The sequence below is a fragment of the Paenibacillus sp. 1-18 genome, from assembly GCF_000520755.1.
In the GTDB taxonomy this organism is placed as follows: domain Bacteria; phylum Bacillota; class Bacilli; order Paenibacillales; family Paenibacillaceae; genus Paenibacillus; species Paenibacillus brasilensis.
Genome location: NZ_ASSB01000029.1, coordinates 14,453 through 28,971, shown reverse-complemented (window position 1 = coordinate 28,971; position 14,519 = coordinate 14,453). Strand labels below are relative to the sequence as shown.

General features: G+C 45.2%; 15 protein-coding genes and 1 other RNA gene. 9 read left to right on the top strand and 7 right to left on the bottom strand.

Annotation, left to right across the window (positions count from 1 at the left end):
* The first annotated feature begins 11 nt into the window (after positions 1-11).
* Both pfkA and L693_RS0101945 read left to right on the top strand, forming a co-directional pair.
* A complete protein-coding gene (gene pfkA, locus L693_RS0101950) occupies positions 12-983 on the top strand; it encodes a 6-phosphofructokinase (RefSeq protein ID WP_025715824.1) in 972 nt (323 codons plus the stop codon).
* Between the two features lie 117 nt (positions 984-1,100).
* Complete coding sequence (locus L693_RS0101945) at positions 1,101-1,310, top strand: DUF3906 family protein (protein WP_025715823.1); 210 nt, start codon at positions 1,101-1,103, stop codon at positions 1,308-1,310.
* Here L693_RS0101945 and L693_RS0101940 read toward each other — a convergent pair.
* The 4 genes from L693_RS0101940 to L693_RS0101925 form a co-directional block, all read right to left on the bottom strand.
* Positions 1,307-2,677: an MATE family efflux transporter gene (locus tag L693_RS0101940; RefSeq protein ID WP_025715822.1), complete on the bottom strand. Its 1,371-nt coding sequence runs from the start codon at positions 2,675-2,677 to the stop codon at positions 1,307-1,309. The two genes, L693_RS0101945 and L693_RS0101940, sit on opposite strands and share 4 nt — an antisense overlap.
* A 167-nt stretch (positions 2,678-2,844) precedes the next feature.
* Positions 2,845-4,023, bottom strand: coding sequence for a putative glycoside hydrolase (locus L693_RS0101935; RefSeq protein WP_025715821.1), 1,179 nt, complete (start codon positions 4,021-4,023; stop codon positions 2,845-2,847).
* Positions 4,024-4,251: 228 nt separating this feature from the next.
* Positions 4,252-4,440 (bottom strand): hypothetical protein, encoded by a 189-nt coding sequence (locus L693_RS0101930; RefSeq protein WP_007429817.1) that lies wholly within the window; start codon positions 4,438-4,440, stop codon positions 4,252-4,254.
* Positions 4,441-4,612: 172 nt separating this feature from the next.
* The gene (locus L693_RS0101925; RefSeq protein ID WP_025715819.1) at positions 4,613-5,434 is read right to left on the bottom strand and encodes a YitT family protein; all 822 of its coding nucleotides are present in this window, start codon (positions 5,432-5,434) and stop codon (positions 4,613-4,615) included.
* Between the two features lie 323 nt (positions 5,435-5,757).
* On the opposite strand from L693_RS0101925, the gene L693_RS0101920 reads away from it, so the two are divergent.
* From L693_RS0101920 to L693_RS0101910, 4 genes are all read left to right on the top strand, one after another.
* Positions 5,758-7,338, top strand: a complete 1,581-nt coding sequence (locus L693_RS0101920; protein ID WP_025715818.1) for a DEAD/DEAH box helicase — start codon at positions 5,758-5,760, stop codon at positions 7,336-7,338.
* Between the two features lie 224 nt (positions 7,339-7,562).
* Positions 7,563-8,324, top strand: a complete 762-nt coding sequence (locus L693_RS0101915) for a YesL family protein (protein WP_025715817.1) — start codon at positions 7,563-7,565, stop codon at positions 8,322-8,324.
* A 58-nt stretch (positions 8,325-8,382) separates the two neighbouring features.
* Positions 8,383-8,577: non-coding RNA, 6S RNA (gene ssrS / locus L693_RS28730), on the top strand.
* A gap of 216 nt (positions 8,578-8,793) precedes the next feature.
* Positions 8,794-9,186, top strand: coding sequence for a DUF1499 domain-containing protein (locus tag L693_RS0101910; RefSeq protein WP_025715816.1), 393 nt, complete (start codon positions 8,794-8,796; stop codon positions 9,184-9,186).
* An 88-nt stretch (positions 9,187-9,274) separates the two neighbouring features.
* Here the strand turns inward: L693_RS0101910 and tpx are convergent, their stop codons facing one another.
* Positions 9,275-9,793: a thiol peroxidase gene (gene tpx / locus L693_RS0101905; RefSeq protein WP_025715815.1), complete on the bottom strand. Its 519-nt coding sequence runs from the start codon at positions 9,791-9,793 to the stop codon at positions 9,275-9,277.
* A gap of 120 nt (positions 9,794-9,913) precedes the next feature.
* Here tpx and L693_RS0101900 point away from each other — a divergent pair, with 120 nt between their 5' ends.
* Together L693_RS0101900 and L693_RS0101895 are read left to right on the top strand one after the other, a co-directional pair.
* Positions 9,914-10,537, top strand: coding sequence for a rhomboid family intramembrane serine protease (locus L693_RS0101900; protein WP_025715814.1), 624 nt, complete (start codon positions 9,914-9,916; stop codon positions 10,535-10,537).
* A 97-nt stretch (positions 10,538-10,634) separates the two neighbouring features.
* Positions 10,635-11,573: a LysR family transcriptional regulator gene (locus tag L693_RS0101895; protein ID WP_025715813.1), complete on the top strand. Its 939-nt coding sequence runs from the start codon at positions 10,635-10,637 to the stop codon at positions 11,571-11,573.
* Between the two features lie 87 nt (positions 11,574-11,660).
* Here the strand turns inward: L693_RS0101895 and L693_RS0101890 are convergent, their stop codons facing one another.
* Together L693_RS0101890 and L693_RS0101885 are read right to left on the bottom strand one after the other, a co-directional pair.
* A complete protein-coding gene (locus L693_RS0101890) occupies positions 11,661-12,332 on the bottom strand; it encodes a zinc metallopeptidase (RefSeq protein WP_010348918.1) in 672 nt (223 codons plus the stop codon).
* A gap of 41 nt (positions 12,333-12,373) precedes the next feature.
* Positions 12,374-12,805 carry a MerR family transcriptional regulator gene (locus tag L693_RS0101885; RefSeq protein ID WP_049825024.1) on the bottom strand — a complete coding sequence of 144 codons (432 nt, stop codon included), beginning with the start codon at positions 12,803-12,805 and terminating at the stop codon, positions 12,374-12,376.
* Between the two features lie 295 nt (positions 12,806-13,100).
* On the opposite strand from L693_RS0101885, the gene L693_RS0101880 reads away from it, so the two are divergent.
* Entirely contained in the window at positions 13,101-14,504 is a 1,404-nt protein-coding gene (locus L693_RS0101880; RefSeq protein WP_025715811.1) for an ammonium transporter, read from the top strand.
* Positions 14,505-14,519: the final 15 nt, after the last annotated feature.

Genomic DNA, 14,519 nt, shown 5'->3' with positions numbered 1-14,519 from the left:
GGTCATAAATCATGACAGCAGTTAAGAAAATTGCAGTATTAACAAGTGGTGGAGATTCACAGGGGATGAACGCCGCAGTTCGCGCCGTTGTGCGTAGCGGCTTGTATTTTGGACTGGAAGTGTTCGGGATTCAACGCGGCTACCAAGGTCTTTTGAACGATGATATTTTCCCGATGGATCTGAGAAGTGTTGGAGATATTATCCAACGTGGGGGTACGGTACTCCAATCTGCCCGTTGCCTTGAGTTTACGACTGAGGAAGGACAAAAGAAAGGCGCACAAATTTTACGTGACCATGGAATTGACGGCGTAGTCGTGATCGGTGGCGACGGTTCCTACCAAGGGGCCAACAAACTGACCAAGCAAGGCATTAAAACCATGTGTCTTCCAGGTACGATTGACAATGATATTTCCTTCACAGACTACACCATTGGTTTTGATACGGCGGTTAGTATCGTAGTGGATGCGATCAATAAGCTGCGTGATACGATGTCATCGCACGAACGTTCTTCCATTGTGGAAGTTATGGGACGTCATTGCGGCGATATTGCTTTGCATGCTGGGCTGGCTTCCGGCGCGGAAACGATTTTGGTGCCTGAGGTAGAGTTTGACCTGAACGAAGTATCGGATCGGATGAAGCAAAACTTTAAGCATGGCAAACGCCATAGTATCATTATCGTTGCAGAAGGCGTAGGAAAAGGCGAAGATGTAGCCAAGGTTATCCAAGAAAACTGTCCGGATTATGAACCACGTGTTACGGTGCTGGGTCACATCCAACGTGGAGGTACACCAACCGCGTTTGACCGCAATCTGGCCAGCCGTTTGGGTGATTTTGCTGTTCGCCAATTGATCGAGGGCGTATCTGACAAAGCTTGCGGAATGATTGATGGCAAACTGGTAGCTACAGATATTGGCAAGGTAGTAAGCACGAAAAAAGAATTCAATATGGAACTTTACGAGCTGGCATTGCGTTTGTCCCAATAATAAGAGCCTTTATTTGTAGTAGATCGGTTCTAATTTTGAAGAAACGTAAAATCATGCGGATGACCCGAGTCATCCGCTATTTTTTTAGCTTTAAATACTGTGAGGAGGCTATAACGCATGTATTTGTTTAAAATCGAAGTGGACAGCTCAGAAGGAGCTTTAACGGTCATTCTCGCTGCTGAAAATGAAGAACAGGCATTTAAGGAGATGGATCAGCATGTAGAGAGACACTTTCTGTATCCTCCCAAGCTGAATGAGGTAGCTATTGTGGAGAAGAAAAGAATAACTGCAGGCGCAGCATATGTTATCGAGACACGCAAAGGCTAGACAGCCTCTGCGTGTTGTTTTTTATCGGTAAAACGACGTTGTACCAGCATTAGACGCCCGAGAAGTAAAATGGCGCCTATAGCCAAACCTGTAATCAAACCGATCCAGTAGCCGTAGGGGCCCCAGGATGTCCAGCGTGCGAGTATATACCCCACGGGAAGCCCAATGACCCAATAGGACAGGAATGTGAGCAGAAAGGCCGGATTGACATCTTTATACCCGCGTAGTGCCCCTTGAGTAGGCGTAGCGATGGCATCCGAGATTTGAAAGAAAATCGCATAGATAAGAAAATGCTGAGTCAACTGAATCACTTGCGGATCGGTTGAATAAAGTCGAGCCACTTGTTCACCCCAGATGAGCAGAACAATAGCTGTGATCAGCGACAGACCCACTGCGGTGCTGATGCCCAGTACACTATAGGTTTTGGCATCCCGCGAGCGATTAGCTCCTGTTTCATAACCGACGAGAATCGTAAGTGCCATACATATGCTAAGCGGAAGCATATACAGCGTGCTCGCAAAGTTCATGGCGGCCTGGTGAGCGGCGATGGTGGCCGTATTATAACTGCTCATCAAGAGAGTGACAGCAGAGAAAATGGCAGTTTCGAAAAATATAGCAAAGCCAATCGGTACACCAATATGGATAAGCTCTTTCCAGGCACTGGAGGCAATTCCGTATATTTTGCGGAAGATTCGGTATTCGGCAAATTTCTTTCCTCGGTGCGCGGTGATGCCAGCGATCAGCATAATGATCCAGTAGGTGGTGGCGGTTGCAACCCCAGATCCCACACCGCCCAGACGTGGAAAGCCCCAATTTCCGTAAATAAACAAATAGTTTAACAGAATATTGATGGGAAGTGACATCAATGTGATCGCCATTGTAAATCGAGTTTGTCCTAGAGCATCCATAAAGCTTCGGAGCACCGTGTAGGCGAATAATGGAATAACACCAAATGCCATCGCACAAAGATAGTACACTGCAACGCTTTGAACCCTCGGCTCCAATTTCATGCTATTCAAAATAGGATTGACGAGAAAAAGGCCTGCGATCAGAACAATGATGGATAAGGCAATAGATAGCCATAGCGCCTGAATGACATAATAGGAAACTTTATCTTTTCGCTGTGCCCCAACCAATTGGGACACAATCGGCGTAATCGCCATAAGTATGCCGTTGAGGCCTGTTTGCACGGGGATCCATAAACTGACTCCGATTGCTACACCGGCCAGGTCGGCAGGAGAAAAGTGCCCGGACATATTGGTATCAAAAAAAGTCATCGCGGATAATGCGAGCTGGGTAATCAGGATGGGTAGCAAAATATAAAAGAACTGTTTCCATTTCTGACTCATTGTATTTGTTAATTGCATTTTGTTTCCTCATTTACTAAAAAATTGTCACTCTGATATACCATAAGATATATCATAACATGTCAAGGATCATTGTAAGGGATGCAGTAACATTTGAACAGCAACAAAAAGGACTGCCCCCGTTATTTCAAAAGAGAAGGCAGCCTTTTAGTTCGGGATTCAATACATTATTTGTATGTTACTCCGCTCGTATAGCGGTTGGTTGCATTCCAGAGTAAATATTCATCCACCTTCATATCCTTAAGCGCTCGAATTTGATCCTCGACTTGGATTTTCCCATACTTGGCATAATGGCCGCTGCCTAACCAGCTTGCGGTAAAATCCTGAATCCACGGACGAATAATCGGCTTCAGCTTGCCTGTTGGATCAAGCTTTTTATGTGTATCGACCATGGAGCCTTTTATCGTCTGATAAGGATTTTTATCCGGGTCCTTGACACCAAACCAGCCTGTGGTGTAATGGCTTGGATAGACCATTGGCGAAATGACGTCAACGTTTTCAGAAATTTTAGTAAAATCCTGTCCGATTCCCTCCGCAGCAGCAACGGATGCGGCATACCCGAAAATATGTACCGATACCCGCACACCCAATGGAGCAAGCTGTTTGCGGGCATATTGCACGAACTCAGCTACGGCATCCGAGCGTGATTGTTCCGATTTGGTATATTTCAGCTTATCAGCTCTTTTCTCAAACCCTTCAGGAAAACGTACATAGTCAAACTGAATTTCCTTAAAACCGAGCTGTGCTGCTTCCTTGGCGATGGCGATATTATAATCCCATACCTCCTTGTTATAAGGATTGACGAAACCGTCTCCCTTGCCGTTTTTCCAAACCGACCCGTCGGGATTGCGGAACGACATTTGGGGATTTTTGTTAGCTAGCACGGTATCTTTAAATACCACGATCCGGGCGATTGGATAAACCTTATGCTGTTTCAAACGATCCATCAGACCGGCAATATCGCGAATAAATTTTTGGGGCTTGCCCAATTTTAGCAGCTCATGGTTGGTCGTTGGATAAGTTATGTAACCTGCATCATCTTTAATGTCAATGACCATTGCATTGAGCTCCGTTTTGTCGATTAAATCCAGCAGCTGATTCATACGCGAACCGCCTGCACTGTAAGCCGTCACATAGATGCCTTTGATGGCAGGGGTGGTCGGCTGCGGGGCTAATTTGACCGGAGGATTGGATGCATCTACCTTCATGCTATTATGCTGGGCCTGAATCATGGCGCTGCCAAGCGTTGTTGCTACCGTGTCTTTGACACTTGGTGTATTGGCTGTTTGGTCCCCATTACCACTCATCCCCATGGCGATTAACATAATTGCCCAAATCATATTCATTTCCCCGTTCTCTCCCCTATGTCTGTCGCTTACCTGATTATACGTAAAGTCATGTATCTAAAAAATAACACCTTTGTAACCAAATCTGGTGTAGCAATCGTAGTCATCAGGTATAGTCTTACATGATTAACCCAACGATCGTTCGATGAATCCATATCATGGCATAAATAATGCCGCTCTTCACGGCTGTAAGTACAACCGGAAGAAGCGGCACGGGGTAGTTCGGATTTATTGAAGATAATTATCGTTCTGGTGCTCACAAATACTGTACTGAATAATTTCTAGCGCATCCGTTGGCTTGAGTATGGACATCCCGTCCCGAAGAACAATCATCGAGTTCAGCTCATTCTTTTTGAGAGAAGGGAGCATTTCCGGATACCATCTTAGGACGATGTCGGACAGTTTTACCGTTTCCATTTCCACAAAAATCACCCTTTCCTGCTCGGAATCATTCCAATAGAATCATTCATTACGAATCGGAAAAGCAAAGTGCCTGTGAAATAGTAGGTAAAGCGGTCTTTTAAAGACTATGGGAACAGCGCACGTATAGTGTACCACATAAACTGCATTTTGACACTCGGGTACATGCTTATCTTCGGCGGAAGGAACCCATTACTCCGACGGTTTCCACAATATTAACAAAAGCGGACGGGTCCACTTCCTTAATGATACGCTTTAACTCAACCAGCTCATAGCGTGTCGTAACCGTCATTAGCATATCCTTTTCCTTATGTGAGAAAGCACCTTCAATTTTGATTTTGCTGACACCGCGTGGCGTGGCCAACATTCTGTTCAACAGTTTTTCCGTGTGCTCTGTAATGATGTAGACGGTGATTTTTGTATGGCTCACATAAATTTGATCCAATACTTTACCCGTCACGAAAATGGATAACATTGACGCCAGCGCAATATTCCAATCCCCGTTCAAATATCCTGCCGCGAGAATGACCAGCCCATTCAACCCGACAAGTACAGTTCCTACGGGAAAGTCACGATAACGGGTAACAATGGAGCCGATAATGTCAAAACCGCCAGTAGACCCTCCCACCCGGAAGGAAATCCCTGCTCCAACGCCAATCAGTACCCCGCCAAAGACGGAGGCCAGCAGCGTATCCGATACGACAGCATGTACCGGGACCCAGGCCAAAATCCACGTTGTAACAACAACAGATAAAATGCTCAGACTAATAAATCGCTTGCCCAAGATAAACCAGCCTGCAATAAGCATCGGGATATTGATGGCAAAATACATTGTGCTGATATTAAATTTTGTGAAATAGCCAATTAGCATGGAAAGCCCGGCTACTCCCCCGCTCAGCAGATGGTGGGGCACGAGAAACAAATTAAAACCGCATGCTATGGCAGCGGCCCCAAAGATGACAACGAAGCAGTTTAACACTATTTTTAACAACTTTTTTTCACCTCATTTAAATTATGCGGGAAGCAACTTGCTGGTATTCATGAATTGTTCTGTGCTATAATGCGATGTGGATATTCTTGAGTAGGGACCTATGTCCAGAGAAACACTTAAAATTTAAACTGTTTTAAAAAGGGTAAATTCGTTTAAGATGTATCGGATAGGGTTCCCTGATTCATTACAGAAGTTTGCAGTTGTAAGCCCAAATAAACTCACTGTATTGGGGAAAACTTATACAATAATATCGCTACTTAAGAATACAGACAAGATTGTGGATTGTCCACCACATCCACCATTATGAAGGAGTATGAATAAATTTGACGACATTTGCAGAATTTGATCTTGAACCGAAAGTAATTCAGGCCATTACGGAGCTGGGCTTTGAAGAAGCCACACCAATCCAATCCCAATCCATCCCAATTGCACTGCAAGGCAAAGACATGATTGGCCAAGCCCAAACAGGTACTGGTAAAACCGCAGCCTTTGGTATTCCACTGATCAACAAAATTTCTAAAAACGATGAAAAAATTAGAGCTCTGATTATGGCTCCAACACGCGAGCTTGCTATTCAGGTGGCTGAAGAAATCGAAAAACTGTCCCGCTTTAAAGGTCTTCGCACTTTGCCAATCTATGGCGGTCAAGATATTGTGCGCCAGATTCGCGCTTTGAAAAAGAAACCTCAAATTATTATCGGTACACCAGGTCGCCTGCTCGATCATATTAACCGCAAAACCATCAAGCTGGAAGACGTAAATACAGTTGTTTTGGATGAAGCAGATGAAATGTTGGATATGGGTTTCATGGAAGATATCCAATCCATCTTGAAGCAAGTTCCAGACGAGCGTCAAACGATGCTTTTCTCGGCTACAATGCCTCCTAATATTAAAAGATTGGCTGAGCAATTCCTCAAAGACCCTGAGCATGTTTCAGTTATTCCTAAACAAGTCAGTGCTCCACTGATTGAACAGGCCTATATTGAAGTCCCTGAACGTCAAAAATTCGAAGCATTGAGCCGTCTGATTGATATGGAGTCTCCAGAACTTGCCATCGTATTTGGTCGCACCAAGCGTCGGGTAGACGAGCTGGCTGAAGCGCTGCAAAAGCGTGGATACTCTGCAGACGGTTTGCATGGTGACTTATCTCAAAATCAGCGCGATGCTGTTATGCGTAAATTCCGCGATGGAAGCATTGACGTGCTCGTAGCAACTGACGTAGCTGCTCGTGGTTTGGACGTTTCCGGCGTAACTCACGTTGTGAACTTTGACCTTCCGCAAGACCCGGAAAGCTATGTACACCGTATTGGCCGTACTGGACGTGCAGGTAAAGAAGGGGAAGCATGGTCTTTCGTAACGCCTCGTGAAATTGATCATTTACATTTCATCGAACGTGTAACCCGTCACCGTATTCCACGTAAGCCGCTTCCAACACTGGCTGAGGCTCTGGAAGGCAAACAACGCATCATCGCAGAACGCCTCTTGGAAGCTGTAGAAAAAGGCGAGTTGAACGAGTACAAAGGTTTGGCTATCCAAATGCTGGAGCAATATGATTCTGTACAACTTCTCTCCGCAGCTCTGAAGCTGATGACGGGTGAGAAGAGAGAAGCATCAATTGAGCTGACTCCTGAAGATCCAATCCGTGCAAAACGTCGTAAACCAGACATTCGTTCTGGCGGTCGCAAGCCGTCCAACTATAGCGGTCGCAGCAACGGAGGATATAATTCCAACCGTTCTGGCGGCAGTGGCGGTAAAGGTGGATATGGCGGTTACAACCGTGGTAAAGAAGGCGGTGGCTACAACCGTGATTCCGGAAGTCGCTACAGCGGAGATCGCAAGCCACGCACGAGCAACAATGGAGAAACACGTCGTCCTGCAAGACGTGAAGATTCCTCTTCCGAATAAGTAATAATATGTTTGAAAAGCCGAAGTGAATACCTGCTTCGGCTTTTTTATTATGTGTTAGTACATACTTAACAACTTTGTAGAACCCGCTTTGACGAACTACCTGTTGATTTCACTGGCGCATTGGGGATGAAATACGTTATGATATAGTCAACAGCCGGAATTTACAGGCATAGCAACATGGGTCTTGGAACTGTCAAGGCTCGCGGAGGGAGAGACTAGCATTGGAGTTTAAAGGAGCTATGGGTGGTATTTACCGCTTGACGGAATGGATTACCCGACTGGCAGCTACCAATTTATTATGGGTGTTATGTTCGTCGCCTTTTATGTTCTGCCTCATACTCAAATTAATTGCGGTGAATATGAATTTGGCTAATGAATCTCTAGTAATGAACTGGACGATGGCTATTTTGGCACCGCTTACCTTATTCCCGGCTACATCGGCTATGTTTACCGTTGTTCGCAAATGGGTGATGGGTGACACAGATATCGGTGTGTTTCGTACTTTTTTTAAAGGATACAAGGAAAACTATAAGCAGAGCCTGATCGGGGGCATTTTTTACACGTTACTGTTTGTTATCATGTATGTGGATTATACCGTATATATGACACAGTTTAGCAACCTGCAAATTGTGGGCGTTATCATGCTTATTCTTATTATTATTTTACTGGTGTCTATGTTTAATTTCTTTTCGATGGTAGCTCATTACCATATGTCTATTGGACAAATTATGAAAAATGCGATTTTACTGACGCTGATTCGACCATTCCGTGTATTTTCCACCATGCTCGGCAGCGCTGTTATTATATTTATCGGGGTCAAATATCCCGTGCTTTTCTTATTCTTTATCGGCAGTATTGTTGCCTGGTTCGCTTTCTTTAATTTTTACGGAACATTCCTCAAAATGCAGGATCAAATGGAAAAGATGAAGCAGAAGGATGAGGAACAGGAAAGCGTTGAAGACAAGAAAAGTGATAGCCTCTAAAAATAAAACATATTTCTCCTAGCATTTACTTTCTGAGTGAGAAGCGCTATAATAAGGTCACATCCTGCGATGCGCGTTACGGTCATTTGTTGTTTTGAACCAATGACAATGTCTAGGGAGATCTATACGAATGAATAGCTGAAAAGCCCTGTCAATTTCTGACAAGGGGACTTCAAAAGTTTGTTCTGCGATCACCCACCTGCTAAAGCAGGTTCAGAAGACGCTATGGTCGGACGGCATTTGCGGGTACTCTATAGCGTAATGAACACACTCTGGTACTGCCTCGTGCAGAAACAGGGTGTTTTTTGTATGTAACAATGTTAGACTAAGACATGAGGTACTAAGGTCGCATACCACAGGTATGATCGGGCTCACTTTTGGTTGTTTATCGTATTTTATAAAGCGCTTGCAGCAAAAGAAGACCGATGTGCCATATGATGGCAACGATTATCGTGAAGGAGGAAATGTCTTGTCGTTGAAGAGGACTCTGGTAGGGATTGTGCGCAGCCAAGAAAGTACAAGCGACCGGGTCAAGGACCCCCAAATGAAGACACGCTATTATAACTTATCGAGAGACAAGGCTTGGGAAGAAATAACATCTATCTTAAAAAAGATTCCTGGCTATAAGGTACTCCATGAGGTAGCATCCGTAGGTGAGATTACGTTAGAGAAGCGAACGGCGTTCGGTAGAACCGTCGATATTACTGTTTCTATATTATCTGTTTCGCCAGTTCGGAGTGCAGTGGATATTTATTCTGCGTCACGCGGATCGCTGGGGGACTTAGGTGCAAATTATCGCATTATTTTGCAGCTGTTTACTATGATTGACAAGAAGCTGTCCACTTATAAGGTCGTACAGTAATTGAAATAAGTGTGCAGTGGTGAAACAGACCCGTGTAAAAAAGCGAGGAAGGCAACCTTCACTCGCTTTTTTAATATTTGGTCTTGATTTAGACGAGCTTTTTCACCGCTGCAATCGCTTGATCATAGTCAGGATGCTCAGACATTTCGCTCAAGTATTCCACATAAGTGATTTTGTCATTTTGATCAATAACAAAAATAGCCCGATGATCCAAATGGAATTCCTTGATGAACACGCCGTAAGCTTCACCGAAGGAATGATCCTTGTAGTCGGACAATGTCAGTACGCGGTCAATGCCCGCAGCTCCGCACCAACGAGCCTGAGCGAACGGAAGGTCCACGCTGACAGTCAGTACTACGACTTGATCTCCAAGGGAATCGGCTTCCTGGTTAAAACGTCGAGTCTGTGCGTCACATACGCCTGTATCCAAAGAAGGAACAACACTGATTAGTTTGACTTTGCCTGCAAAGTCTTGAAGCGTAGCCGTCTCCAACAGGTTTTTCTGTAATTTGAAATCAGGTGCCTGATCTCCAATTTTCAATTCAGGACCTAAGAGAGTTAAAGGATTGCCTTTAAAAGTGGCAGCCGCTGTACGTTCTTGTGTCATATGTAATAGCCTCCTTGGTTTTTAGCATTGGTTATCGTTGCTGAAATCTATTATAATCTTTTATAAAAGACATTGTCCAATTTGAATAAGGTGGAGACACCCCATGAAGGAAGGATTGCCTTGATTTTTTTACGTTATGAGAACTGGAAAAGCTATTTGCGTTTTTACCCGGTAACCTGTCTGATTTTGCTCATCAATATTGTAATGTTTATTGTGCTCACCGTGCAGGGTGGATCGCAGAATAGCTTAACGCTGATCCGGTATGGCGCCCTAATTAATGAGGCCCCTTTCACTGACCAGCTATGGCGTTATGTGTCCGCCATGTTTTTACACGCGGGGTTTGATCATCTTTTGTTTAATTCCTTCGCAATCCTCGTGTTTGCTCCACCGCTGGAGCGCTTGCTGGGCTCCTTTCGCTATGTGCTGCTGTATCTGGTCACAGGTATAGTAGGGAACGTAATGTCCATTGCACATTACAACATGGTAGCAGAAACGACGATTTCTGTAGGAGCCTCAGGAGCGATATATGGCATCTATGGTGCGTTTCTGTACGTTGCCCTGTTCCAGCGGTCGCTTATGGATGATGCTTCACGTAAAACATTGTACACACTGCTTGGGTTTGGTATCCTGTTTTCTTTCGCTGTGGCGAACATTAACTGGACTGCTCACTTTGGTGGCTTGCTTAGTGGGTTTTTCCTTTATGGATTGATGATTAGATTGACTGGCCAACGTAAACGTCACTAAAGACAGCTTTATCGTAAGTAAGCAGGGGAATAATGAGGAAGGTGTTCGATAACATCTTCCTCCGGATGTTGAAAAACAGATTGGAGCGAATATCGGAGTGGAATTACGACAGTTGCAATACTTCATGAAAGTAGCGCAAAAGGAACATGTTACTCAGGCAGCCGAGGAGCTACATGTGGCGCAGTCTGCGGTTAGTCGGCAAATTCATCAGCTTGAAGAGGAGCTGGGGGTTAACCTTTTTATGCAAAAGGGCCGCAATTTGCAGCTTACGCCGGTTGGACAGCTATTTTGCAAACGGGTTGAAACGATTATAAAGGACTTGGAACGAGCTGTTTTGGAAGTGCATGAGTTTTTGGACCCTGAAAGGGGCGAAATCCGCATCGGTTTTCCACACAGTTTGGGGATTCATCTTATTCCTACGGTGGTGGCTGAATTCCGTAAGCGGTATCCCAATGTTAAATTCAGATTTAAACAGGGGATGTATCCGAGTTTGATCCGTGATGTGTCAGCAGGTGAGGTGGATTTGGCTTTTGTATCTCCATTTCCAGATCGTCATGATCATGTTGAGGGGGACGTGGTATTGACAGAGGAGTTGTTTGCAGTCCTGCCACCTAATCATCCTTTGGCTACAGCCAAACATATCACGCTCAGCCAGCTTAAAGGTGAGAAGTTTATCCTGTTCAGAGACGGATATTCGCTGCGTCCGATTGTTTGGCAGGCTTGTCTGGAGGCTGGATTTACGCCAGATATCGCTTTTGAAGGCGAGGAGACGGATACGATACGCGGATTAGTTGCAGCCGGTATGGGGGTCAGTCTTTTGCCTGAAATGGCATTGTTTCAGACCAACCCGCTTCGGCCTGCAAGAGTGTCGATTGTTGATCCGGAGGTGACGCGAACCATTGGCTTGATTCATCGCAGAGATGACAAGCTTCCGTTGGTTGCCAAATCGTTTCGTACTTTTTTGTTGGACTATTTTGGTCTTCAGGCCAGTGCGGCTGCTCCGAATGGGAGTATAAAGCGGATTGAACGCAAGTGAGTACAGCGCATTGGCATAGATAGAAAAAAGGTTGTTCCTCTACCATCACATGGCGGAGGAACAACCTTTCTTTTGTAGTACAAGCGATTAGTCGCGACTGTTAAAAATACCGATCAAGCGGATCAGCTCCAGCAAAGAAACGAGAGCTGCGGCCACGTACGTCAATGCAGCGGCATTCAATACCTTGGCGATACCCCGTTCTTCATCACTGCGGATAAAGCCTTCAGAAACCATAATTTCACGAGCGCGGTTGGAAGCATTAAATTCGACCGGCAATGTAATTAATTGAAAAGCAACCGTAGCCGAGAAAAAGATAATGCCCAAGCCGATCAGGTTCGTGAAGCTGAACAGGAAACCAGCAATCAGCAGAAACGGTGCGATACCGGATGCAAAGTTAACGATCGGAAAGATGCGGTGACGCAGTGCCAGCATCGGATAATGCTCTTTATGCTGAATCGCATGACCGACCTCGTGACAAGCCACGGCAACTGCGGAAATGGATTTTTCATAATATACTGGCTCGGACAGGCGTACCACACGATGTATCGGGTCATAGTGGTCAGATAACGCACCGGGTACAGGTTCGATAGGAACATCGTGCAAACCATTGCGATCCAGCATGTGCCGGGCGGCATCATAACCTGTTAGCCCATTTTCATTAGGAACGTCAGCCCACTTGTTAAAAGTACCTTTTACACGAAATTGCGCCCATAAGGATAAGCCGAACGCAAGAATAATCAATATATACATACCCATCATAAAGCAACCCTCCATTATTGTTTCATTACAGCCCGGGAAAACTACATCATAGAGCTATGCTCCAGCAAATACTTCAGAGCTTCGATACAAGCGGCACTTTGCGGGAGTAGACCAGTAAGCAGCTTACGTGCTTGAACGGGCTTAAGTTGCCCTAGGAGAGGCTGTAGCTCGTTGACTTCACGCTCCAGACGCTGCATGTGCATCTCCAGACTCGTCAGCTTGTCAGTGACGTGATCTTCCCCTGCAACCGAGCTCCATTTAATCAGTGTTTGTTTGATTTCCTCGAGGCTATATTTCTCTTGTTTCATTTGGTTAATACGTTCAAGCCTGTTTAAGGTTTCATCATTATAAAGCCGATAATTTTTCAATGATCGTTCTTCAGGTGTGATCAAACCGAGCTTTGTGTAATAATCAATGGTTCGTTCGCTGACACCAGCCGCCTTGGCTAGTTCGCCAATTCGATACAGCTTCATATCCCCATCTGTCCTCACCTCGCGCTCTTCATTCAACCTTCAAAATCATGATCTGCAAACCGAGTGCTTAATAAGAATATTTTACATGATTCTCAACCATACAGTCAAACGTTATACTTTTTTCAGGACTAAAACAAGCTACTTTTATAGTTAGTAAATATGACATAGGAGGTTCGCCCCTTCATTTTTTCAACATAACAAAAAAAATCTTGTCAACTTTCATGTATTCTGCTTATAATGACAATAAGAATTTCACGAAATGTAAAGAAACATAACATTCAAGGGAGTGGGCTTCATGAGAAAAAAGTGGTTAGTTGCATTATTGGCCATGGTGACAGTACTGGCTTTTCCGGTAGGTGCATTCGCTGCTGACGGTCCGACAAATATTCAGCTCCAAGCAGGTTTAAACACGGCATTTACCTTCTTGGCATTTATACTTGTGTTCTTCATGCAGGCGGGATTTGCGTTGCTGGAGGCTGGCTCGACACGAATGAAGAATGCGGGTCATGTCGCTGGTAAAACGATCCTTACCACAGGGGTTGCGGCTTTGTCCTTCTGGGCTCTTGGATTTGGTCTCGGCTTTGGTAACGATGGCGGCAACGGATTTATGGGACTGACGGGTTTCTTCATGAGTGGTACCGATGCTGCTGCATCGTTTGATTCTCTTTCCGCTCTGGACGTTCCGATTACCATTATGTTTTTGTTCCACTTTGCTTTTGCTGCGGTATCTCTTTCCATCGCTTGTGGAGGGATGGCAGAGCGTGCAAAATTAAGTGTATACATTATTTTCGGTATTTTGTTCTCCATCGTGATCTATCCGGTTGTAGCTCACTGGGTATGGGGCGGTGGCTGGCTTGGCAAACTGGGTATGCAGGATTATGCCGGTTCAACGGTAGTCCATCTGACAGGCGCTACGGCGGCACTCGTCGCTACGCTGCTGCTCAAGCCGCGTCTGGGCAAGTTTAATAAGGATGGCAAGCCGAACATTATTCCTGGTCACAATCAGGTGTACTCTATTTTGGGTGTAATTATTCTCTGGTTTGGCTGGTTTGGATTTAACCCGGGTAGTGCGGTATCGGCTATGAACGACGGATTTTTTGGATATGTGGCATTGACTACAAATATTGCGGCGGCGGCAGGCGGGGTTTTCGCTTTGCTCGTATCCTGGATGGTATACGGAAAAGCTGATATTCCTTCGATGCTGAATGGTGTGCTGGCGGCTTTGGTTGCTATTACTGGTTCTTGTGCTTTTGTAGCTCCTTGGGCAGCTCTGGTCATCGGTGCAGTAGCAGGGATTGTGACCTTCTTCACAGCACAATGGTTTGAGCGTGCAAGAGTAGATGATCCGGTATATGCTTTTTCCGTGCATGGTATTGCAGGGATGTGGGGTGCAGTATCGACAGGGTTGTTCGCTACGCCCGAGCTTGTAAAAGTAACAGGTGTAGGTCAAGCGGGATTGTTCTATGGCGGCGGATTTACGCAATTAGGAGTACAGCTGCTTGGACTGGTTGGTACTTTTGCCTTCGTGTTCGTCATTTCCTTCATTATTCTGGGGGCAATGAAAGCCATTATGGGCATTCGCGTTACAGAAGAGGAAGAAACGATGGGGCTGGATATTAGTGAACACGGTACGTACGGCTATCCAGAACAAATGAAGTTGGTTGCCGAGGCTGAAAAGCGTTCTGGAATTGTGAGCTAATATGTAAAATATAAA